Origin of the sequence: Bacillus sp. FJAT-22090, assembly GCF_007676755.1 — a bacterium.
Taxonomy (GTDB): Bacteria; Bacillota; Bacilli; order Bacillales_A; family Planococcaceae; genus Psychrobacillus.
In genome coordinates, this window is record NZ_VEBK01000011.1 from 17,962 (window position 1) to 40,403 (window position 22,442).

Genomic DNA, 22,442 nt, shown 5'->3' on the forward strand with positions numbered 1-22,442 from the left:
AAACACCTCCATTATTAAGATATGTCTAAAAAAGGTTAATTACTCCAATATTACACCAGTTTACAATCAGTTTATTAAACTAAAAGTGTAACGTTTCACAATTACATATCCGAGAACAACTTAATATTTTGGACATAAAAATAGACCATCGTAATGATGGCCATATTTTGCTAAAGCACCTCGTTAGTTTAAGTACAATTATTCACAAACTTTGCCCTTTATTTGATTGTTAACTGCAATGTTTTCATTTTAGAACTGTCTCGGCTGGTGTAAATGCTTCCCATGGATTAAATTTCGTTGTTATTGATGAAATAAACCAATACTCTTTAAATGGTTCTAAATTCTTTTCCACGATTATAATCTTCTCTCCACCACCAAAATCTCCATATGATGCCCATAAATCATATAGGTATTCCCCTGTTCAACTAACCCGTCCCGTTAGTTCCATAACAAAAAGAGTCGCTTAAGCATCCCGACGAGCTTTAACTAAAGCAACTGTTAATTGAAGCATGGTTGTACTTCTGTTTTTAACCTACGGTGTACCACCTGTATTACTTTAATCTATTGTTCCTAATACATCTGTATTTGGAGGTTCATAACCCATCTGGCGTGCCATAGCCATAATCTGTCCTTTGTGATGGAATTCGTGTGTGATTGTATGCATTAGCAATTTACTTGGTGTCATTGATATCGGTTCTCCTCCTTCTCTCCAAGGAATCTGCCTCTGGATCGGTTCATCCATTTGATTTGCGAAAACTTCAAATACCTCATTTACATAAGAATCTACTTGTTCGAAGCGTACTTTTATTTCATCCCATCCGAGTTCCTTCAGATTTTCCTTTGAAGTGAGGGGATTCTTCGTTTTCAATAAGACAAATGAGCCAAGCCAAGCATTATAACAGTCTGCAATGTGTACAAGTGTGTCTCTCACACTTTGCCAACCGAACCCGTTTTCTTGTGTAAATTCATTTGGATCTAGTTCTCTACAAAAGTCTAGAAGTATTACTCTAGTTTTTCTTACCCATTCATATTCGTTTTGATACACTATATCATCCCCTTATAGATGTCACACTTGATGTGATCAATACTTTTATATTCTTTATTTTAAATCAGATTCCTTCTTCAACTAAACTGCTGCTTTAAGCTCAATAAGAAAACGAGTAGCACTCATGGGAGATTAATCCTACTCTGGTTATTGCACCAGCCTTGCCTTTATTCTAACAAGAATGGAGTTGTTCCCTGATTTATTTTCAATTCATTCTAATCATACTGAAGGCTTAGCTTTTAAAAAAAGCATTTTCTGAGTCTCTTTTGTTATGCATTTTTTAATTTTCATGAGAGTAGAATAACTAAGCTTATTTTTGATCCTCAATAGTTTCAATATCACTAAGAAAAATTAAACCATTTCTTTTTATCGTGTATCTTACGAAGTATGTCTTATCTTTCTGAATTAAGTTCATTATCATTGGTTCCCTAACAATTACTTTAATCTCTTCTTGATGTCCCACTGGGGCAATGGGGTTAAATCCCTTTATCCATGCTTCTTTATTATCGTTAGAATACCCTTTTTCAGTGATAGTAAAATCAGTTACAGTTAACACAGACGAAAAAGAATTATAAATAAAAAAAACGATCAAAAAGGCAACAGAAATTGTTATAGCCGACAATAAAATTCTTTTACTCTTCATATAATTCCCCTTCCTTCACTATCCTGCTTCGGTTGTAAAAAAGGCTTTACTCCTTATGGAAGTAAAGCACCCGTTAGTTTAAGTGTAATGGTACACAATCTTTTTTTAGTAGATAGCATATTAAAAACTGGTCTTATTTTACTTATTCAGTGAGTTCCAGCATAACAATACATTAGAGCAAAGATAAAAACGAATGTTAAGACCGCCCCTAAAACATTTTGGTTATGAGTGCTCTTTCCATTCTTTAAGTTCTTCAAAAAAGTAGTAAAATTTAAAAACCATAACACTCCTAATACCGGTACGATAAGCAAAAGCATAAATAACATAAATTAACCCTCCCCTTCCCATTTACAAAATCTAATAAAACTAAACTATTAAAATGATGTTTATAAGAAAGTAAAACCAATTATAAAAATTATTGCCATCACACTGAAAAATGACCAATCAACAATTCGTCTTTCTTTCACTGTAAGAAATTTGGATTCCATAAATCTTAAACTACCAAAGATGAAAATAATTCCAAACGTTATGAGTGAACGTCCTGCGACATCATCTATGATTAAAATGTACCTTAAACAAACAATCGTTATTAATAAAGTACCCATACGACCAATGACAATATAAAAGTAATGGTTCTTTTCCCTATCCATCAACTTCCCCTCCCTCTCCATTGCAAACCCTTCTTTAAGTATACCTTCTTATTGAACTAACCTGCCCCTAGTTAAAGTGTAACATTTCACAATGCATATCTGTGATCAACTTCATGACATAAATATAGACCATCAAAATGATGGCCATGTTTCGCTAAAGCACCCATTAGTTGAATAAGAATAAGATCTTAGTCTCCAGCGATATGTATCTTATCTAGACAATTGTTTTATAAATTCATCATATTCTTTTAGTATATTTAAAGAAATAAATGCTTTTGCCTTTCACTCGAAAATAAAAGATTTTGTCTCACCTTCATAGTTTTAATTGTAGTTCGATGTACAATTAAAACTATGAAGGTGTAGTCAGGGGGGTAGAATTTATAGGAAACCGATTAAAATTATGAGTACCTTGCAAAGTAGGCATACAAAAACGCCCTTGCAGCTGCAAGGACGGAAGTGTATGGAGGGGGGGTATGCCAAGGCATGAGTTCATTTGATTCGCACATCATTCTCATATCGGTCGGCGAACTTGGTGATTAAAATACCGATTCCCCAGTAAATGAGTGCCACCATCATGAACGCCTCGACAAAGCGAAAGTTCTGGGCTGCCATGATTTTGGCTTGTGCGAAGACATCAATCACGGTGATTAAAAATCCGAGTGAAGTGGCTTTGATTGCCACTGTGAAAGAGTTTGCGAAATCAGGGACGGCATGGACAAAAGCTTGCGGGACAACAATTCTCGTAAACGTTTGAGAAAAACTATAGCCCAAGGATTGCGCCGCCTCAATTTGCCCCGGATCTACCGCTAAAAATGATCCTCGGATAATCTCAGATTGAAAGGCAGACAACGTGAGACTAACTGTGACAATTAAAATAACCAAAGGCGACATATTATTCATATTATAATCGATACCTAGAAGGGTAACGATGAACTGTCCAATTGCAGGAAGTGCATAATACATCAAGTATAAAAACACTACCATGGGGGTTCCTCGTAAAAACAGTTTAAATAATTTTGTAAGTTGAACCAGCACGGGAATTTTATATTGTTGTATCAGAGCCAATACCACTCCTAGAAGGGTGGATAATACAAGGATAGTAATCGCAATGAGTAAAGTTTTAGGAAGTACACCCAATATCCCTAAAAACATTTCGTATGAAGCTTCTAAATCAAACATGTTAATCCCCCCTGCTTATTGTGGTTAAACCTTTATCGAATAGCCACTCTCTTCTCCAGTTTTTTAACCAATCCGTCCATTGTGAAGCACATAGCTGAAAATATTAAGGCAATGATAAAGTAAATTAGGATTTGATTAGTACCGTAAGATCGTGCGATAGACAATTCTGCGGTTCCCATAATATCCACGATTCCAATAGCAAAGATCAGCGACGTATCGTGAATCAAGTAAACTAAGGCATTGCCGTATCCTGGGAGAGCAACAGGGACCATTTGGGGCAGAATAATTCGGAAAAACTTTTGCATTGGTGTGTACCCTAAGCTATCTGCAGCTTCATGTTGACTTTTTTCAACAGCGAGATAAGCAGGTCTAAACACTTCAGAAATATAACCAGAATGATAAAATCCCATGGAAATAATTGCAGCATGCATCGGGCTTATATCATAAGCGCCCAAACCAATGAGAGGTAACACTTTTGGAATTCCAAAGTACGCTATAAATAGTAAAATCAGTCCAGGAACACTTCGCGCAAAAGATACATACAAATCGGCTAATTGACTAATGACGGGAATTCTCTTTAATCGCACAAACGTTAATAGCACAGCAAAGAGTAACCCAAGCGCAGCTGACAAGATGATAATAATAATATTGATAGGAAGCGTTTTCAGAAACTCTATTAGTAATTCTTGCATACCCGTTTCCATCGACATTTCTCCCTTCTCTAATGAATATCTCTTCTGTATATGATAGTGTCATGTCTATGTTTTCGTATTAGTCAACATCCATATTCTCAAGGGATTCAACCAAACGAGAGAATATGGACATGCGTCGTTCCGGAGATATACACTATAACCTTATCTGACTTGATCCAAGACGTTCATGTAAAGCCTCAATCGTATTGAAACACATCTTCTGAGTAGAATTCAGTAGATAACTTAGAAAGCACACCTGCTTCTGCCAATTCCTTTAGACCTTCATCAATGGCTTGTTTCAGTTTCTCATTTTCCTCTGATTTGTGAATCATAAAGAATGTAGGAATAATTTTGACTGGGTCAAGTCCCACAACAGGTAGATTTTGATCTTCAATGATTTCGATCTGTCCGTAACTCGATGGATAGAACAACGCATCATATTTACCAGTCGCCAATTCTTTTAGTCGATCTGCGATTGGAATTCCTACATCAGCCAAATCATACTTTAGCTTATATTCAGGATTTTCTTCTTCCCAATCCTTAACGGTTTTATATGTGGCACCCGCTGGGGATAGGGGAGAAATGTTCTTCCCTACCAAATCTTGAATTCCCTTAATTCCACTATCTTCTGCCACGTAAATCTTGATTAGAGCACGACCACTTGATTCTGAAGGAATGATATATTGCTCTGCACGTTCCTCCGTGAACCCTAGACCACCTGCCAACATGTCGTACTTTCCAGTAGCTAGTCCTGTTTCACCCGCTGAATCTTCCACACCGAACAATTCAAATTCGTAGTCTTCAAGCACTTTATCCAATTCTTTTATCAGCTCAGGCTCATAACCCGTCACTTCGCCGTTCTCATCGACCCAACTCAATGGTTTTGACGTGTGGCCAGTCGCCACTTTGATTGTTCTTACGACTGAATCTCCAGTGCTTTCAGCTTGTGACTTGTTGTCAGTAGAATTGCATGCAGTTAGGAGAGATAAACCTAGCAAAGAAGCTACCACTAAAATTGACTTTTTCTTCATTCTCATCAACCACCCTTAACGTTTAATTGTTGTTGGTCTTGCTCTGCATAGATCTTTTTCAAAAACTGCCTTGTTCTCACATTCACTGATTTCTCAAAGATTTGTTCAGGCGTTCCCACTTCCACAATGTGACCATTTTCCATAAAGACCACTTTGTCGGAAATCCGCTTGGCGAAGTCCATTTCATGGGTGACGAGAAGCGTTGTCATGCCGGACTTTGCTACATCTTCTATTACCTTCAATACCTCCTCTACTAATTCAGGATCAAGAGCTGAAGTAGGTTCATCAAACAAAATCAACTCGGGTTCAAGCGCCAATCCACGTGCAATGCCAACCCTTTGTAATTGTCCTCCCGATAAGCGAGAGGGATATTCATTTATTTTATCTTTCAGACCTACATTTTCTAATTGTTTCAAACTCATGGCATACGCTTCATTTTTAGACTTTTTCTGAACGGCTATTTGAGCATCCATTACATTTTGGATGACCGTTTTATGTTTGAAAATGTTGAACATCTGGAATACCATGGCGGTTTTCCTGCGAAGCTTTAGGATTTCTTTCTTGGTTAAACTTTGATAGTTTAGATGCAGATCCCCGATTTGAATTTCGCCCTGTTGGGGTTTTTCTAAGTAATTGATACATTTTAATAAAGTGGTTTTCCCTGTTCCACTCGGACCAATAAACGATACAACCTCGCCTTTTTCGACCGATAGGTTAATACCTTTCAACACTTCTTTTTGGTTGTATGAAACATGCAAGTTTTTAACGTGTAAGATAATCTCTACCTCCCCAAGTGCTTTATTTCAAATCCTATACGTGCTATACCATGGACATCTGCCGTAGATTCTCCTCGGTCAACCCCTGAAAGTGAATACCCACTTGCCTATAGTCACTATTCATAAGTAAAGATGCCGTGCTGATGATGGAGTCGGTATACGGTGTTTCTACCCCTAAGATTTTCCCTAATTCTGAAATCGGAACAAGTCCAAAAGGAATGTCTTCTGTCAGATACCTATAATTGAGTGTCGTAGGACCTAATCCAGTAGGGAACAAGCCAGGCAAAGCTTCATATAAGGTGGGATAATCGGAATCATAAAATTCATTCAAGATACTCAAAATACTTTGAAGATCAACATTTAGTCGACTCGCTATTTCCAGTCGTTCTTTATCCATCTTTTCTACGTAGTTACAGGAGTAGGGAGATGCTCCGTCAGGATAGAACTGGAATCTCTCGGATGCGTCAATCCTTGCCGCATTAAACAAGGCAATTGGGGGATGAATCACCACATTGGAATTATTTAAGGAAGTCTCAAATACACTTTCTCCAGGAATCAATTGTGGAAATCTTTCCATAAACGATGGAGCAATTTGGTTCTCTTTACGTAACGTGCTAATTAGTACATTGTATTTAATTTTAGTGATTGCAACAGAACCAGCTTGATCGGCCAAACTGACAAAAGGCATCGCACTCGTTTCGGCCACTGTAATGTTCTTTTCTGTAATCAAATCTGTACCTAAAATTCGTTCACATTCTAGTGCACCCCAGTAACCTGGAAAAAAGATAATAGTTTGATTGGGTTGCAAGAACGGTTTAATTTGATTGACAATCGTCTCATGCCCTATCGCCGTCGTCGATACAATGATAAACTTGGCCTTTGTAATCACCTGATCTACGGCGGTCGATGCCTCTAAATCGACTTGCCCCGAATAGATCCCTTTTACTTCCAACCCTTGTGTTGAAATTCTTTGAGCTTTCTGTGGATCACGGGTATACAATTTTACGTTTTCTCCGTTCAATTTCAGGTATCCTGCAATGGCCTGCCCTGTATTTCCACCGCCCATTACTGCATATGTCATAAACTCTTCCTCCTCTCTTCTGTTTCGCAATCTGTTTCAATCTAACTATCTATTATTAGAATTTGGTATGTTCGTATTTTTCGACCGTCTTGATGGCTTGATTCAACGAACCTAAAATATGTTTCTTCATTTCTTCTACTGCGTTGATTTTGTCTTTTTGGATAATGTAATGAAGGATCATCTTATGTTCTTTTACAGATTGTTTTGTATCACCAATGCTTTTGTGTGCCAATCGCCTATACCGGTTAATCATGCTGTTGAGCTGATACAAGAACTTGACCGCCATCTTGTTGCCACTCACCGTGTAAATGTATTCGTGGAATTGCTTACCAAATCGATCGATTGTCTCATAATCTTCTAGGCTTATCGCCATTTTTAGTAATTTGATGAGATGGGTTAAGTGGTCAATGTCCTTTTGGGTGATATTATCAATGGCATCTTCAACGACAATCCCTTCCAAGTTGCTACGGATAACAAATATTTCTTTCACTTCTTGGATCGAAATCGGTGCCACATTCATTCTTCCATTTAAACTGCGATTGACCAATCCCTCCAGTTCCAAGATCTGAAGAGCTTCTCTAAGAGGAGTTCGACTGATCTGTAGCTCTTTGGCTAATTCTTCCTCCGCAATTGGTTGACCCGGTTCCAGTTCACCTTTGATGATCATTTCTCTCAACGCTTTATGTGCAATATCTTTGGTAGAGACTCGACCGACTTTTGCTCTATCATTCACCTGTTTCACCGCCTTTAAAATAATTGTATACAATTATAAAGTTATTCTAGCACACATTTTTTTAAAAATAAATAGAATTTTTATTTTTTTCTGACTTTTTTATTCATGCAAAGTAAACGAATAATTTCTCAACATCAGTAGCTACCACGCACTCCTAGTATTTTTCCATTGGGCGTCTATCACCCAGATGATTAATCTATACTCCCATATTCATTATGCATAAAGAAAATCCCATTGAAGCAAGGGGTCGGTGAATAAATATGCGTATTTTATAAATTCCCTAGGTGAAAGGAGATATCTCCAACTCCAGCAATAATCGTGTTAGAACGGGGGTACTTCTCGTTTAATTATCGATATTTCTAATCAAAAAGATCCCTAGTGCGTACTCCCACGCGCTAGAGATCTAGAGCCCTATTCTTAGTTATGAATAGGTAATTGACTACTATCTATATAAATCGAACCAATGAATATCTAAGCGAACTAAGTGCAGAAGCCTTTACAAGGGTAGCCAAAGTCATTAGACCAGCGCTGAGACTGCTTGGCTTATGACGAGGAGCATCCCTAGCGCCGTAGCGAATTCAATGGGATTCTTTATCCCGCATTAACTGGCAGTAATATCCCCACTGATTAAAGGTTCACTTTATGTCAACTTATCGTTACCAATTCTGAAGGTTATTTTGAATTTACGAGAGTAAAATAACTCAAGACTCTTTTCAAAAAAGATTTTTGGATTTTCTTTTTTCTAGATAGGTAGTTATTATATTGTCCTGCTTTCTTTTCCAAGTCAGCCATCCGTTGCTTTACATATTCTATATCGTTATTCGTAAACATTATTTTTCTCCTTAAGGAGAAGTCCAATTATATTGTTAAGGTGTGGCTAGCACCATTCCCGTTAGCCACTTTTCACCTAAATAGTGTGTTGGCAACTCCAATTTATTTTTACCTACAAATTTATTAATCCGTTTACCACTCATTTTGGGTATCATCATTTTTTTTCCTCCTTCATTTATTATTTTTCCGGTTAAATCAATAGCATCATTTTAGTCAAATGGGGTTTTCCTTTCCCCAATCGGCGCTACCCACTTTCAAGAGATTCCTTTTTTAATAACTTTATTCGCTGTTTCATGATCATCATCACCAGCACTCCTTTTCTTATTATTTTGTTTATATATGCAACACGCAATGCGTGAAAACACCAAAATTCTATAAAAATGCACACAAAAGAGCACACGCCTCTTTACATAAGCGTGTGCTCATAGAAAAAGAACGGCATAATATGCCGTCCATTAATTATTTACAAAAATAGTAATTAGCGGTTTGGCACGAAATCATTATACGATTATTTTTTAAAGTTCTAAATGTAGTCATTTTCCGTACCTCCGTTTCTAATTTGAATATCCAACTACTATAGGATATCATTACCTTTTTCTGAATGTCAATACCTTTCTGAATATTATGTATTATTTTAAGGATATTCTTCCGCAATGAAAACGTATAGATCCCTTGAATGATATGTTAGTACGTCGATTATCAGAGCTGAATACGTCCCATTTAAGGAGAGGAATATAAGGTTACTCGTTCGAGTAAGAAAGAATCACTCACCACTAGTATGCTTTTTCAACACAATTGATTAATATTCCTTATTGAAGTAAAGCACCCATTAGTTTAAGTGTAACATTTCACAAAATTGTCCTTTTCCTTTTATATAGACTTTGCAATTACTTCACATTTTTTTATTGCCCAAATATAATGATTGGAAGTGTTTGCTGCAAAATAGCTGTATAAATTACTTGTTTTTGTCCACTTATAATATTTTTTTGTCATGATTTCTTCGTTGGTATGTAATCTTATTAAATCCATTATTCTTTCATGGCTTAACTTCAATTTTTTTATTGCTTGAATTAATTTTACATCCTGATAGTTTTCCCAAATTTGTATATTAAGCAGCTTGATAGTGCTCCATTTATAACCAGGTGCTGGGATAAAAGGAATATCTCCATCCATACCTTCTCTATACCATCTCTCAAGCATTACTTGCCATTCATACAGATGCATTAATACATCACGAAAATTCTTATCTCTGTCAAGAGTTTCAATAGAAATGCCTCTTTTTCTGCTAGGGACTGACTCAATTATTTCAAGTAATGATTTAAAATTTTTATCGCTGTTCAGTAATAGAATTTCTTTTTCACTTTTTGCCACCATAATAATTCCCTCCTTTTTGTTGTATGTTCGTGCAATAAATTTTAGTAATTAGTGTGAAGCATGTAACTAACCTGCTCCTTTAGTTTAAGTGTAACATTTCACAATGCATATCTGAGATCAACTTAATATTTTGGACATAAAAAGAGACCACCGAAATGATGGCCATGTTTTGCTAAGGTACTCGTTAGTTTAATAAGGTTTAACTATATTTAGTTCTATATCGGTACGATATAGCATTGTCTCAACCCAATTATGAAACATTTCATAGTCTTCTTGGTCTGTTACATCTATAATTTTATTTAAAAGTTTGTAACACAGTACCTTGACCATTATCTGATTCAACTTCAGCGAATGCTCCATTTATAAAAGTCATTTGTGGTGGAACATGACCGCAATCAATATCGTACAAAATAGGTATTTGAAGCTCTTTAGAAAGTTCTTTATAAACATCTTCAACTGTATAATTTGTAACAGCTGGATTTGCTGGACTTCTCCCAAACATAATGCCACTACAATCCTCAAACCAACCTGCTAATTTCATTTGCACGAAGGTCCTACGCAATTCAGTTGTCGATAACTGCAAATTTTCGAAATACCATATAACAGAATCTCCTTCAATATAATTCTCTTTAAAATTTTGTACATTCCCATATGGTGTACCAATCAGATGCCTAATTATATCAATACAACCACCAAGTAATCGCCCCTGTATCTTAACTTTTTTGTTTACAGTTGATTTCCAGTAAGTTTGTTCTGTTAGATTGAAAATATAAGGAGTAGGGTTATCAGGTTGCCATTCTTTTTGATATTTTTCTGATGAATGTTGGAGAATCGATTCATTCATTTTGGTAGACAATACTGTTCGCCACATTGCTGTCGTATCATCAGAATACTCTCCTCTTAAATCCACTAAGTTAGTTCCGTGTGCTGTAGCAGTACCCGTTTTCAATGTAATTGCTAACAGTAGCAGGCTTATATCAGAATAACCTAATATCCACTTACTTTTTATATTTTCAAAGTCAATATATTCAAGTGTCTCAATAAGTAGCTCTCCGCCCCAAGGAGGAATAATAAGTTGAATATCATTACTAAACATCATTTTATTGAACTCTTCTGCACGTTTTATAGCAGATGCAGACTTTTCTTTTTCTTGTGTCCATGCAGTTTCTCCGCAGATGAAGTTAAAACCTTTCTTTTCCATACTTTTGAATGCAGATTTCAACAAGTGATGTAATTCACTTGGGACTCCAGATGATGGTGCAGTTACTCCTATTGTTGCACCTTTTTCTAAGATTGGATATTTTATCATGCTTAGCCACTCTCCCAACGCTTTTTGTAAAAACAACATTTTATAATTTATTAAAAAACACTTCTTTTAATACACTAACCTCCTTTTTCATAAAAAAGCCGTATACTGTTCTATGGAACATAATTATAGGTGGGACCGCCAATAAACAGAAAAAAGCTTCCTATAATAAGATATGGCACTGCGATATAAAACCATATTCTAAATTCCTTGTTTTTAAAACTTAATCCAGTTCGTTCACTCATATACCCCACTCCTTTTATAAAATTTCTTCTAACCTTTCCTTTAATACGTTTGAAACAAAATTTATTTCTCTTATTAAACTAAACTACCACTTTAGTTTAATTAGAAAAAGGCTTTACTCCTTCAAAAAGTAAAGCACCAGTTAGCTTAATTAATTTCTTCCATATGCTACTGCCTTCTTCTCAACCTCCAAACTTTTTAAAGCGAACCAAAGGAATATCAAATGAAACAACATCTAAGTGGTGCTCCATACAAGCTAAAGAATAATGTTGATATTCCTTTTTTCTATTTATTTGCTGCTGATCAAGATTGGCCCTTCTCTTTAAGTGCTTCAATAAGGAAGAATATTTATAGATTCTGAAAGCAGTACCATCAAATACCTCATCATAATCATGATACTCATAGTCTTCAAAAGTCACAGAATAAGTTGCGTATGAGGGGAAAATCAGATGTATCACATCCACGTCGTTGGATACTAGTAGATTGGTTTCATTTTCGCTTCCCTTTAAAATAACGCTCAATGATCCGTTAGTGTTTACTGCTTTAACTTCTTTTAAATCAATATAATATTTCTCTTTATACACTAGTTCATTATAATTCAATTTTTTCACCTCATTTCCTCTTTCTTATTCAACTAACCAGTTAGCAAAAAAGTTCTACTCCTTCTTGAAGTAAGGCACCCGTTAGTTGAAGAAGAAATTGATTTTTATGTCACTGAAAACGACGTGTCTTAAAATATTTCTTAGTCAATTTGATAATGAAGGTACATACTATTGCTATCCCCAAAAACGAGGTGCCTAAAAAAATTATTGGGGAACCTATAAAAAAGAACATCACATCGGTATGACTCCTAGCTACATATCCCACCGATATCTCTGGCTTGTAGAATTTCGTTTTAATATATCCCCATCCATAGGTAGAAAAAAAATATACAATATGTATTAATAGCGAACAAAAAAATGCCTGCATAATCGTTTTAATTACAAACTCCCCCAGTTAACTGATTCACAGGAAGGAATTTACTCCCACCTTGGTTATTAACCGTCAACTATCCGCACGTAAACTGAAATTTACTCCTCTTTTAAATACCTAATGTATCTTTACCATAACCATTTTCTAAGCTTTGAACTAGTAACTCCACACAATTAACCGCATCTACCATATCTTCAAATATTGTTTGTACTACTGTTTCTTCTATTCCTTCTCCACGATAGCATATAACAAACATACCCAGTTTATAAACTCTTTTGTAATCGCTTTTTATGATAAATTGCATACCTTCCTTTTCAGAGTTTAGAAAGAAACTTGCATGAGAATCATCTAGCAAAATATTACCTTCCGCCGCCTCTAATTCCAATATACTAATAGGATTTAATTTACCCTCATTGATGATGGTCGAGAATTCTTCATATTCTTTAATTACTTGCTTCGATAAGGGGTGAGTATGTTCATCAACTTTAAGAGGAAGTATTCCTTCATTCCTTTGTTCTTGAAGATAGCCAGAAAATCCTTTATCCACTGCTTTAGTAAATCTCTCAAAATCAAATTTATAATTGTAAAAAATGGGTTGACCATTTTCGTCAAAAGTAAGACGTTCAATACATAGACTTTTCTCCTCTACAGTTAAATAATAGATCACCGCAAAACCGAACCCGTCTATTTCAGTTTTGTTCGTTTTTCCATTCCATAGCTGTAAAAGTACATAGAAAAACGAAGGTATTGAAACGAATGCAATCATAAATTTAAAATAGATATCTTGACCCTCTCCATTTAATTTAATTTCAACATCTCCGTTTCTATAATCTATATCAAAACGACATGTATATTGTTTTTCCAAAAAAACACTCCTTTAGATTAATAGCAAAAAGGCTTTACTCCTTCTGGAAGTAAAGCATCCTTTTTAGCTTGATGAGTAAACACTAATTTTCAACTATTTTGTTCTCTGTTCCATTTACGATTCTCTTTATATTTTGTCGATGCAGCATGATTATTGATATGCATATTAGCAGAGAAAGTGCTATCATCACTTTATCCTCAAATATAAGACTGTAAATGAATAATGCTATACTAGCCAACATTGAACTTAGTGATACATACTTAGTAAATAGCAAAGTTAACACAAACACAACAACACCAACAAGAACACCTAAAGGAATCAAAAACAAGAAAACTCCCGTTGCTGTTGCAACAGCCTTTCCACCTTTAAAACTAGCAAAAACAGAAAATATATGCCCTAATATGGCTAACAAACCACATACTATAGAGCTGACTGTAGAACCAAGCATTAGGGGAAGTAAACAAGCAACAGTGCCTTTCAATATATCAGCAATTGCAACAATTACTCCTGCTTTTATGCCTAAAACTCTATAAACATTAGTTGCACCAAGATTACCACTACCGTACTTACGAATATCTTTCTTATAAAATATTTTACCGATTACTAAAGCAAATGAGATTGAGCCAATTAAATAACTTAAAATTAAAGTTAAAATGATCAAAGTATTATCTCCTTACATAGTTTGTTTAGTCTGTATTTCTATTTATTGCACATGACTAATTACTTTCACAATTTACCATCATAATTTTTAATTCCCTTTCTTCAACTAACCTGCCCTTTTAGTTGAACATAATTACTTGTTTATTTTCCGCCAAATTAATGATGCAATAAGAAGTAAAACACCAACCGAAGCCCCAATCATTTGGTCTATTAAAAGTTCATTAGTTCTAAAATACCGAATGGTAAAAGTTCCTCCCAAAATAACAATTATCGCAACTGCTAATTGTATTAGATATGTATTAATTTTCATAACCAGCCCCCCTGTGTATAGTTTTACTATAAAGTTCCATAATCCTTGAAGTAGCTATTTTGCATTTTCTGCAATTCTTTTTAATTCTTTTGCACGAGAAATTATAAACTTTGTCAAATAATTTTCCAAAAATAATTTGTCAGCAATCTTTCCAATAAGACCAAAAGGTGATTTATACTCGAATGTATCAATCATTAAAGTTCCACCTTTTTCTTCTACAAATTGATGTGTATGCGTAAAAGAACTAAATGCTCCTTTTACCATAATATCAACAAATACAGTAGGCTTTTTCATATGAGTTACTTTTGCCGTTAGCCTTTGTTTAATACCAAAGTGAATAGCTTCCCAAGTAACAATATCTCCCTCTTCTAATAACCCCTGCGTAACCCCATCCACAGCTTTTTCCTTAGTTTTAGCTGTAGTTATCGTATGTATATCTACGTTTCTTGCAAGGTCAAAGCATACAACTACAGGTGCTTGTATAAATTGCTTGTGCAAAATAATAGGCATGTGCATTCTCCTTTGTAAGAATGTATTTTCATATACCTTTCAAGTGTAACATTTCACAATTCATATCTGAGATCAACTTAATGTTTTGGACATAAAAATAGACCATCGAATTGATGGCCATGTTTTGCTAAAACACCCCTTAGCACAATAAAATACAACTTATTTTTTTATCCTTTAAGTCCCCATAATAATCAACAATACTATTCAACCTAAATAACTTGTTTCATTTGGAAAACCATACACTTCATTTAATTCGATATTTATTAACTCTTGCTTACCGGCAATTGTAAAATTATTCATTTTATCACTCATTTCATTTTGAACCATTCAATTAAGCTTTACTCCCTCTTAAAGTAAAGCACCACAAGAAATTGCATAAAGTAGTAGGTTAATTTACCGATTTATTATGCACTTCTTTATTTCCAAACTTTCTAACAAAGAAAAAAGTAAAAGCAAGAATTGCACCCGCAATTATTCCAATTACACTCAAGTTTATTCCAGTACCAGTCGTAATGCCATCTGCACGAATAGAACCATTAGCATATATCGAGACGATAACAATAATAAAACCAATCCATTCAAAAATCTTATTTTTCACCATTTCAAATCTCCCCTTTACATACAAATTATAACATCATTCAAACTTTTCAAACAACTTCAACTAAATCTTCCTTCTTCAACTCCAAGACTCCTTACGAGTGAATGGCTAGTTCTTTTTCGAAGGGAATCTCACCTGTATGTGATGACCTAGGCTCGGCCGCACAAGCACCCGTTAGTTGAGTAACCAGTTTACCCCTAAAAACCAAACTACTTACCTTACTTTCAATTCATGAATTCCATTTATTTTATTTCTAATACGACTTTTTCAGTTTTACCATCCCAGGAAAATTCAGCAACAATAATCTCATCTTCTTGCACCCTTGCCCCAAGTTGAATATTGGTCTCTTCGAGAATTCCTCTACCTTTGAAACTTGCTCCTGTCCCTGCATGTTCGCTTCTAGCTATACTAGTAGAGACTACGTAATCGAATGATTCTGGGTTTACCCCTTCACCTATATAGTCAATAATGTAGCTGGAAACTTGACCAGAATTCCCGTTATCCACTACTGAATACTTAACTAGCCAATTGTCACTTTCTCCTTCAAAATGCAAGTTCCCACCCCCGAAAACGACACAACCAGCAAGTAGCAAGAACAAGAATCCCAGTGCAATCTTTTTACTAATATAAATCGCTTTCATAATTCTACCCCCTTTTTTCTTATAGAACTAATCAGCTGTTTACTTTAATACGATTAAAACAATTAGAGGTTCCTGTTTTTAATAAATTTTCCATTTTCATTCCTTAACTTGAATTACTATTATTAAACTTCATTTTCTTGTAAAAAATGACAGTTATAGTGTAATTAATTTCCTGTGTTAGTTGAAGAAGAATCCTTTACGATCTCCTTTAAAAGGATGTAAGGTAACTCCCAATCAGACAACCTAGCCCAATCAATAAATAAATTGTTTTTGTAAACATAATAATTGGCCTAAAACATTAGAAAAGAAAGTCATTCTTGCTGCTGAAATGCTCTAAATTAGAGAACATCAAAATTTGTTGAAGCTAGCTCTTGCTTAAAGGTAATAAGTGGAGCTTTGTCGAATATATTAAATTACCTATTCAGATGTGGGGTAATACTCTTTTAGATAAAAGACCTGGTTTAAATTAACATTAGATGTCTCACCCCCCTCGCCCAAAAAGTCTAGTACTTTCATCGATCTCCTAAAGGGAGGCAATTTTGTGTTTCTAGAATGCCGTTTAACTATAGCCTGTTAAATTACTTAGGACTATACTTGTGGTTTGTTGAGGTTTGAAGCTAACGTATGCCTTGTTTAGAATTCTCTGTTTGCTGTTTATAAAATTCCAAGATTAAATGAAAAGTGGGAAAAAATGAAAACAAAATGGCTTTTGAGTAGTAGTGCCGTGTTGACGAGGGTTGCTCAAAAGATTAGTTCAGCATAGTGAACTTAAAAAGAGAGAACCCCAATATTTATGTACAATTATACCCTTGTTTAACTAAACTGCTGCTTTACTTTAATAAGAAAAAAGGCTTTACTCCTTCTTGAAGTAAAGCACCCGTTAGTTGAAAAGAATTATAAAGTAAGCATTTATTTCTTCTCCCATTTATTCATATATAAATTTGAGAGTTGCACTTCTATAATGGCATCTTTTTTAATATCAACATCTATCTCTTTATCATGTGGAAACAAATAATATCCAAATGAATCTCCGTCCTGATAATTTAAACCAGATGAACCAGAAGGGTATATTTTAAAAGAATTCCCTTGATATGTTGCTGTTGCGTTTACGTGATTCAACATTGTAAAGCCATATTCGGTATGTGCGTGTTCAGTTCCAGATACTACTGTTGCACCTCTTAAACTATAAGTTCCACTAGATCTAAAACTAACTTCGTATTCTGAATTACCATTGACCAATACTTTTTCTACGTAAATTTGGTTCTCCCCATCATCATAAAGCACTTTCCCCTCATTACTATCAAAATCACTCAAATCAATCTTCACAGAATATTGTCCATCAACAGGATATGATTGAATTTGATAACCTTCAACATCGTTGGCTATAACACTAATTCCATTTATCCAAAGATTTAGCAATCCACTAATCCAAAGTATAAATAAAATTGTTCCTAGACTAATTATTATCACTTTAATAAAATTTATTTTTTTCATTAAACCCCCACTATTGTTTAATTATTTACATAATTAACTTATTCAACACAATCGAAAAAAAACCTTCTTCTTCAACTAAACTGCTTCGTTAGTTCAATAAGAAAAAGGAGCCACCTAAGCAGCTCAACGTTCTTTCACTAAAGCACCCGTTACTTTAAGTGTAATCCTTCACAAAGATTGGGGAGCCTTTATTTTTAAACCAGATTTGACCGATTTTTCTTTGTCCTCAAGCCCCACGGTTTAAATATGGAAATCACGAATATCAATGCTAGAGAAACCACCTGGATAATAATTCCAACTCGAAACTGAATACTGTTTATAAGAAACACAGGATCATGCGGTGCACTCAACCCTTTTTCCGTTGTTATGGTGACCGCCTTTAATGTCTAAAAATACATTCCATTTAGACACCATTCTAACTCACAACTTTAGGAGGAACCCTACCATGATGTTAGCTTTGCCTAATTCTTACAAGTTTAGTGTGACTAACACCAAGCTATTTTGCATTTTCTAATTGGTGTATAATAGCGTAAAGAAATTTTATACTAACGGAGGGTAATGAAATGAAGATTTTGTTTGATGAAACATACACTTCAAATGACGGAAAGTATACAAGCAGGAATATTTGGTATGGATATGCTGATATATTTGTTGATGGTCAACATGGAAAAACCATTAAGCTTAATGAAGATTTTATGGTTCAATTATGCGAATTAATAAAGAATGACTTATCTAAGAATGAAGCAAATGTGCCTACTCAAACTAACTGGTATTTCTATGGAAGTGCTGTAACTAAGGACGCTATTGGAGACAATATCCGTCCGACAATTATGGTTCGTGAGAAGTCTGACGAGTTTACAACTAATTTTAATATCAGTGACCACGATTTTGCTGTAAACATTGATGCTATTCTGTTGTTTAAGGCGGATTTTGAAAAACGTTTAGCAAGTCATTGATGAATAATATCAGTATAAGCATATTCAAACTATTTGAGGGGATGATTTCATAATGAATTCATTCTCCTTTTTCATGTGGTGGGAGTCTTTTTGTGTGCAGGAAAAGGACATTTAATAATACAGATTGTGAATAATAGCACTTAAATTAAACTGCCGCGTTAGTTCAATAAGAAAAAAAGGCTTTACTCCTTCTTGAAGTAAAGCACCCGTTAACTTAATAAGAAATCACTAACCAAGCGGTTTCCAATTAGGTTCTTTTATATCTTCCTTATTTGGCTTTCTTACAAATTTAATACAGGATTCTTCACATGCTCCGAATATAATGAAGTTTTTTTGTGCTTGCCTTAATGAAACTTCATTTGCCCCACCTTCGTAATCAGGGTCCCTAAATTGAACCCCATCATCTTCCCAAAAACATATTTTGCAAATTTCATATGTATCAGTTGGTTCATCATCTAAAGTTTTAAATCCACAGCAAGGACAAGTATATTTCATGCAATCACCTCGATTATTTTTATGAATTTTACCATACTATCTTGTTCAACTAAACTGCTTCTTTAGTTCAATAACAAAAAAAGCTTTACTCCTTCCTGAAGTAAAGCAACCGTTAGTTGAATAAGGAAATTGGCATGAACTATAAAACAGCTAAGCTATTTTTCAGCTTATCCGTTTAATGAATTCATTAACTGGAAGAAGTATTCAGGTTTATGAGTCTTATTTAGTTTATACCATGAATGTAATGTATCAGGTGCAAATACATCTAATTTTTTCAGTATTTCCATCGCAAATTCCAGAGGAGCTATTCCTGATGCAGTAACTAAATTCGCATCAGATACCGCAGATCCCACCTCATAGAACTTTTCTCCTTTATAGTTAGGACATACCATTTTAGTGTATTCTAAATTATTACTTGTATGCTTTCTAGTATCTAAGTATCCCATATTCGCAAGGGCCTCAGTTGCACCACAAATTGCAGCAACAATAGTGCCAAGTTTTAAAGCTTGGCCAATTCTTTCCAAGATAGGTTGATGAATTTCTTCATTCCAAGTAGTCCCTCCTGGTAAAATTAAAAGATCTTTCCTCTCAAAAGTACATTCATCAAGGGAAATAACTGGTTTTATGCTCAGTCCTCCCATAGTAGTAATCATTTCTTTATTAGCTCCTACTGTAATTATTTTTAAAGGTACTAAATCTTTTTTGAAATATCTTCCTGAGTTTAGTTCAGCAATTAAATATCCATATTCCCAGTCTGACATCGTATTGAATACATAAAGATAAACTTTTTTTGTTTGCATCAAATAACACTCCAATCATAATTTATATAGCCTATTATAAAATAACTTCCCTGACAGTTAACGTCAGGGAAGTTATCATACTTGATGAAATTTTATTAATTCCGACAGAACTTCAATAAGTCTTTTCTTAAGACTTATCGGCTCTATAACTTGAATAGATTTGCCGTACGGTAAAAGTAAATAAGGTACATATGTATGTATCATTTCTTTTTCAAGAAGAAATACTGCTTGATTTGAAGTCCGTTCTTGTAAATAATGCCCTAAAAACCAATGTTGGCAAATATCACCCAACGCCCCTTTATCTCCATCAATAACCAATGAACTAATACGTTCCTTGTCTATAGTAGGAAGGAGGTTTTTAATAAAAGAGTCACGTGCTGAAAAATCTTCTGACTGGATAAACTTATTTTCGGTCAGAATTAGATTTTCAATTCGATCTACTCTAAAACTGCGGATATCATTCCTTAGATGACAATATCCAATCACATACCACTTATTATTCCAATAAATAATTCTGTACGGATCAACCAATCTATAATTCAATTGCTCTTCGCCACTTTTATGGTATAGAATTTTTACAGAGTATCCGTCAGCTACGGCCTGCTCCAACACCTTCAAGAAAGGTTCCATAGAGAGGGATCTTAATCGACTTATTACTTCAAGACTGGTTAAATGTTGGTTTATCTTTGTTTCCTGCTCTTGATTTGAGTATTTGCTTAGCTTTGAAATAGCCCTATTTAGTGCTTCACCTCCATAATATCCGGCCTCTTCTGCAAAAACAGCAGCGTGAAATAGTGAGGTTTGCTCCTCAAAATCAAAGAATAGTGGAGCTTCAATAAAATTGTTCAATAAAGTGTATCCACCGTTATGTCCTGGTTCTGAAATTATAGGTACGCCACTTGTTGAAAGTGTATCAATATAAGGATACACAGTCCTTATATTCATCTCTAACTTATCTGAAATTTGTTTTGCAGTAATTTTTTTACCTGAACGAAGCATCCATAAAATTGCTAATATATTGTCAATTTTAGGCATATAATCCTCCCTCTATTTGGAATTTATTATCTATATTTTTGTCTTAACTATTAAAAACGGTTTAACTAATGAATTCTATCTATTCAGCGAAGTTCCTTCTTCCACTAAACTGTCCCTTTAGTTTAAGTGTAACATTTCATAATGCATATCTGAGGTCCACTTAATGTTTTGGACATAAAAATAGACCATCGAAATGATGGCCATATTTAACTAAAGCACCCGTTAGCCATCCATGCAGACCCCAAAAGCTACACCACAGAGGATGAAAATTGTTGCAGAGTGGGTATAGATTAGTATGGCTGGCGAAGAAGGACGATGAACTATGGTGCCATAGAGCCCATCCGTTAGTCTGACTCCAACGACCACGGTGCATCACAGACTGTCGCACTCTATACGAATAGCACTCATGGGAGATTAATCCTACTCTGGTTACTGCACCAGCCTTGCCTTTATTATAAGAAGAATGGAGTTGATTCCTGATTTAACTTTCAACTTAATATAACCACTCTAAAAGGCTCAGCTTTTTTAAAAAGCTATTTCTGAGTCTCTTTTGTTATGTAATTTTGTTGATTTTGAGTGTATTTAATTTTCATGGGAGTTGAAGATGAATTACTTTATGACTAAAGCACAATCAAGTATTTCTTGATAAAGTTCGTTCCAATCATGATAGTATTCTATTACTTCACCTGGATTTATAAGAATCCTTTCAGCAGACTCAAACTGTGCTTGAAAATCATGTAGTCGGTCAATGTCCATACGGTAGAAAACTTGATATCCTACCTTTGGATAATTGCTATTTGTATCCCATTTTGGATTTTCATTGTGGTCAACTATAATATGACCTAAAAGAAAGATACTTCCCGTTACGTACCCCTCTTCATACGCTTCACGCTTCAAACAATCTTCAGGAGTTTCTTCATGTTCAATATGACCACCTGGAAAATCCCATCCTCTATGATTTAGATTAACCAAAAGTAGCTTTTCTTCTTTTAAACAGAAGCCGTGAACGCTTGTAATTAACTTTCTTGGAGGAAGTTGTGAATCACGCTTCCAGGTTAACTTTATTTTTGAATCTCCCCAATTCACATATTTGGTTGTCAATTCTTCCCTCTCCCTTTAAACAGGATTTTTCAATTTCTTATTCAACTAAACTGCTACTTTAGTTTAAGTGTACCATTTCACAATGCATATCTGAGATCAACATAATATTTTGGACATAAAAATAGACCATCGAAATGATGGCCATATTTAACTAAAGCACCCGTTAGCCATCCATTCAGACCCCAAAAGCTACACCACAGAGGATGAAAATTGTTGCAGAGTGGGTATAGATTAGTATGGCTGGCGAAGAAGGTCGATGAACTATGGTGCCATAGAGCCCATCCGTTAGTCTGACTCCAACGACCACGGTGCATCACAGACTGTCGCACTCTATACGAATAGCACTCATGGGAGATTAATCCTACTCTGGTTACTGCACCAGCCTTGCCTTTATTATAAGAAGAATGGAGTTGATTCCTGA

At 34.9% G+C, this 22,442-nt stretch carries 26 protein-coding genes; 1 reads left to right on the plus strand and 25 read right to left on the minus strand.

Annotated elements, in window-relative coordinates; all coding sequences use genetic code 11:
* Positions 1–556 precede the first annotated feature (556 nt).
* The 21 genes from FS486_RS13775 to FS486_RS13865 all read right to left on the minus strand — a co-directional run bounded on the left by FS486_RS13775 (position 557) and on the right by FS486_RS13865 (position 17,634).
* A complete protein-coding gene (locus tag FS486_RS13775) occupies positions 557–1,045 on the minus strand; it encodes a DinB family protein (protein WP_144512135.1) in 489 nt (162 codons plus the stop codon).
* 310 nt (positions 1,046–1,355) lie between these two features.
* Positions 1,356–1,688 carry a hypothetical protein gene (locus tag FS486_RS13780; RefSeq protein WP_144512136.1) on the minus strand — a complete coding sequence of 111 codons (333 nt, stop codon included), beginning with the start codon at positions 1,686–1,688 and terminating at the stop codon, positions 1,356–1,358.
* 386 nt (positions 1,689–2,074) lie between these two features.
* Complete coding sequence (locus tag FS486_RS13790) at positions 2,075–2,338, minus strand: hypothetical protein (protein WP_144512138.1); 264 nt, start codon at positions 2,336–2,338, stop codon at positions 2,075–2,077.
* Between the two features lie 489 nt (positions 2,339–2,827).
* Positions 2,828–3,517 carry an amino acid ABC transporter permease gene (locus FS486_RS13795; RefSeq protein ID WP_144512139.1) on the minus strand — a complete coding sequence of 230 codons (690 nt, stop codon included), beginning with the start codon at positions 3,515–3,517 and terminating at the stop codon, positions 2,828–2,830.
* Between the two features lie 32 nt (positions 3,518–3,549).
* Positions 3,550–4,221, minus strand: coding sequence for an amino acid ABC transporter permease (locus tag FS486_RS13800; RefSeq protein ID WP_260858116.1), 672 nt, complete (start codon positions 4,219–4,221; stop codon positions 3,550–3,552).
* 185 nt (positions 4,222–4,406) lie between these two features.
* Positions 4,407–5,240: a transporter substrate-binding domain-containing protein gene (locus tag FS486_RS13805; RefSeq protein WP_186321455.1), complete on the minus strand. Its 834-nt coding sequence runs from the start codon at positions 5,238–5,240 to the stop codon at positions 4,407–4,409.
* 5 nt (positions 5,241–5,245) lie between these two features.
* Positions 5,246–6,016: an amino acid ABC transporter ATP-binding protein gene (locus tag FS486_RS13810; RefSeq protein ID WP_144512142.1), complete on the minus strand. Its 771-nt coding sequence runs from the start codon at positions 6,014–6,016 to the stop codon at positions 5,246–5,248.
* 43 nt (positions 6,017–6,059) lie between these two features.
* Positions 6,060–7,097 carry an NAD/NADP octopine/nopaline dehydrogenase family protein gene (locus tag FS486_RS13815; RefSeq protein WP_144512143.1) on the minus strand — a complete coding sequence of 346 codons (1,038 nt, stop codon included), beginning with the start codon at positions 7,095–7,097 and terminating at the stop codon, positions 6,060–6,062.
* Between the two features lie 55 nt (positions 7,098–7,152).
* Complete coding sequence (locus tag FS486_RS13820; protein ID WP_144512144.1) at positions 7,153–7,830, minus strand: GntR family transcriptional regulator; 678 nt, start codon at positions 7,828–7,830, stop codon at positions 7,153–7,155.
* Positions 7,831–8,696: 866 nt separating this feature from the next.
* Positions 8,697–8,819 carry a hypothetical protein gene (locus FS486_RS20485; RefSeq protein WP_260858117.1) on the minus strand — a complete coding sequence of 41 codons (123 nt, stop codon included), beginning with the start codon at positions 8,817–8,819 and terminating at the stop codon, positions 8,697–8,699.
* Positions 8,820–9,531: 712 nt separating this feature from the next.
* Positions 9,532–10,035 carry a ClbS/DfsB family four-helix bundle protein gene (locus FS486_RS13825; protein WP_144512145.1) on the minus strand — a complete coding sequence of 168 codons (504 nt, stop codon included), beginning with the start codon at positions 10,033–10,035 and terminating at the stop codon, positions 9,532–9,534.
* Positions 10,036–10,330: 295 nt separating this feature from the next.
* The gene (locus tag FS486_RS13830; RefSeq protein WP_144512146.1) at positions 10,331–11,344 is read right to left on the minus strand and encodes a S66 family peptidase; all 1,014 of its coding nucleotides are present in this window, start codon (positions 11,342–11,344) and stop codon (positions 10,331–10,333) included.
* Between the two features lie 422 nt (positions 11,345–11,766).
* Positions 11,767–12,195 carry a hypothetical protein gene (locus tag FS486_RS13835; protein WP_144512147.1) on the minus strand — a complete coding sequence of 143 codons (429 nt, stop codon included), beginning with the start codon at positions 12,193–12,195 and terminating at the stop codon, positions 11,767–11,769.
* Positions 12,196–12,665: 470 nt separating this feature from the next.
* Entirely contained in the window at positions 12,666–13,421 is a 756-nt protein-coding gene (locus FS486_RS13840; RefSeq protein WP_144512148.1) for a hypothetical protein, read from the minus strand.
* Between the two features lie 82 nt (positions 13,422–13,503).
* Positions 13,504–14,082 carry a glycerol-3-phosphate 1-O-acyltransferase PlsY gene (gene plsY / locus FS486_RS13845; protein ID WP_144512149.1) on the minus strand — a complete coding sequence of 193 codons (579 nt, stop codon included), beginning with the start codon at positions 14,080–14,082 and terminating at the stop codon, positions 13,504–13,506.
* 132 nt (positions 14,083–14,214) lie between these two features.
* Positions 14,215–14,391 (minus strand): hypothetical protein, encoded by a 177-nt coding sequence (locus tag FS486_RS20190; protein ID WP_186321456.1) that lies wholly within the window; start codon positions 14,389–14,391, stop codon positions 14,215–14,217.
* A 54-nt stretch (positions 14,392–14,445) separates the two neighbouring features.
* Positions 14,446–14,901 (minus strand): SRPBCC family protein, encoded by a 456-nt coding sequence (locus tag FS486_RS13850; RefSeq protein ID WP_144512150.1) that lies wholly within the window; start codon positions 14,899–14,901, stop codon positions 14,446–14,448.
* Between the two features lie 204 nt (positions 14,902–15,105).
* On the minus strand, positions 15,106–15,228 hold the full coding sequence (locus FS486_RS20490; protein WP_260858118.1) for a hypothetical protein: 123 nt from the start codon (positions 15,226–15,228) through the stop codon (positions 15,106–15,108).
* A gap of 61 nt (positions 15,229–15,289) precedes the next feature.
* Positions 15,290–15,502, minus strand: coding sequence for a hypothetical protein (locus FS486_RS13855; RefSeq protein WP_144512151.1), 213 nt, complete (start codon positions 15,500–15,502; stop codon positions 15,290–15,292).
* 239 nt (positions 15,503–15,741) lie between these two features.
* Positions 15,742–16,140 (minus strand): hypothetical protein, encoded by a 399-nt coding sequence (locus tag FS486_RS13860; protein WP_144512152.1) that lies wholly within the window; start codon positions 16,138–16,140, stop codon positions 15,742–15,744.
* A 909-nt stretch (positions 16,141–17,049) separates the two neighbouring features.
* Positions 17,050–17,634 carry a hypothetical protein gene (locus tag FS486_RS13865; RefSeq protein ID WP_144512153.1) on the minus strand — a complete coding sequence of 195 codons (585 nt, stop codon included), beginning with the start codon at positions 17,632–17,634 and terminating at the stop codon, positions 17,050–17,052.
* Between the two features lie 563 nt (positions 17,635–18,197).
* On the opposite strand from FS486_RS13865, the gene FS486_RS13870 reads away from it, so the two are divergent.
* Entirely contained in the window at positions 18,198–18,590 is a 393-nt protein-coding gene (locus FS486_RS13870) for a hypothetical protein (RefSeq protein ID WP_144512154.1), read from the plus strand.
* 228 nt (positions 18,591–18,818) lie between these two features.
* Here the strand turns inward: FS486_RS13870 and FS486_RS13875 are convergent, their stop codons facing one another.
* The 4 genes from FS486_RS13875 to FS486_RS13890 all read right to left on the minus strand — a co-directional run bounded on the left by FS486_RS13875 (position 18,819) and on the right by FS486_RS13890 (position 22,021).
* Positions 18,819–19,085 carry a CPCC family cysteine-rich protein gene (locus tag FS486_RS13875; protein WP_144512155.1) on the minus strand — a complete coding sequence of 89 codons (267 nt, stop codon included), beginning with the start codon at positions 19,083–19,085 and terminating at the stop codon, positions 18,819–18,821.
* Between the two features lie 167 nt (positions 19,086–19,252).
* Positions 19,253–19,885 carry a type 1 glutamine amidotransferase family protein gene (locus tag FS486_RS13880; RefSeq protein WP_144512156.1) on the minus strand — a complete coding sequence of 211 codons (633 nt, stop codon included), beginning with the start codon at positions 19,883–19,885 and terminating at the stop codon, positions 19,253–19,255.
* 75 nt (positions 19,886–19,960) lie between these two features.
* Positions 19,961–20,920 (minus strand): helix-turn-helix transcriptional regulator, encoded by a 960-nt coding sequence (locus tag FS486_RS13885; RefSeq protein ID WP_144512157.1) that lies wholly within the window; start codon positions 20,918–20,920, stop codon positions 19,961–19,963.
* 609 nt (positions 20,921–21,529) lie between these two features.
* Positions 21,530–22,021: an NUDIX hydrolase gene (locus FS486_RS13890; protein WP_144512158.1), complete on the minus strand. Its 492-nt coding sequence runs from the start codon at positions 22,019–22,021 to the stop codon at positions 21,530–21,532.
* Positions 22,022–22,442 lie beyond the last annotated feature (421 nt).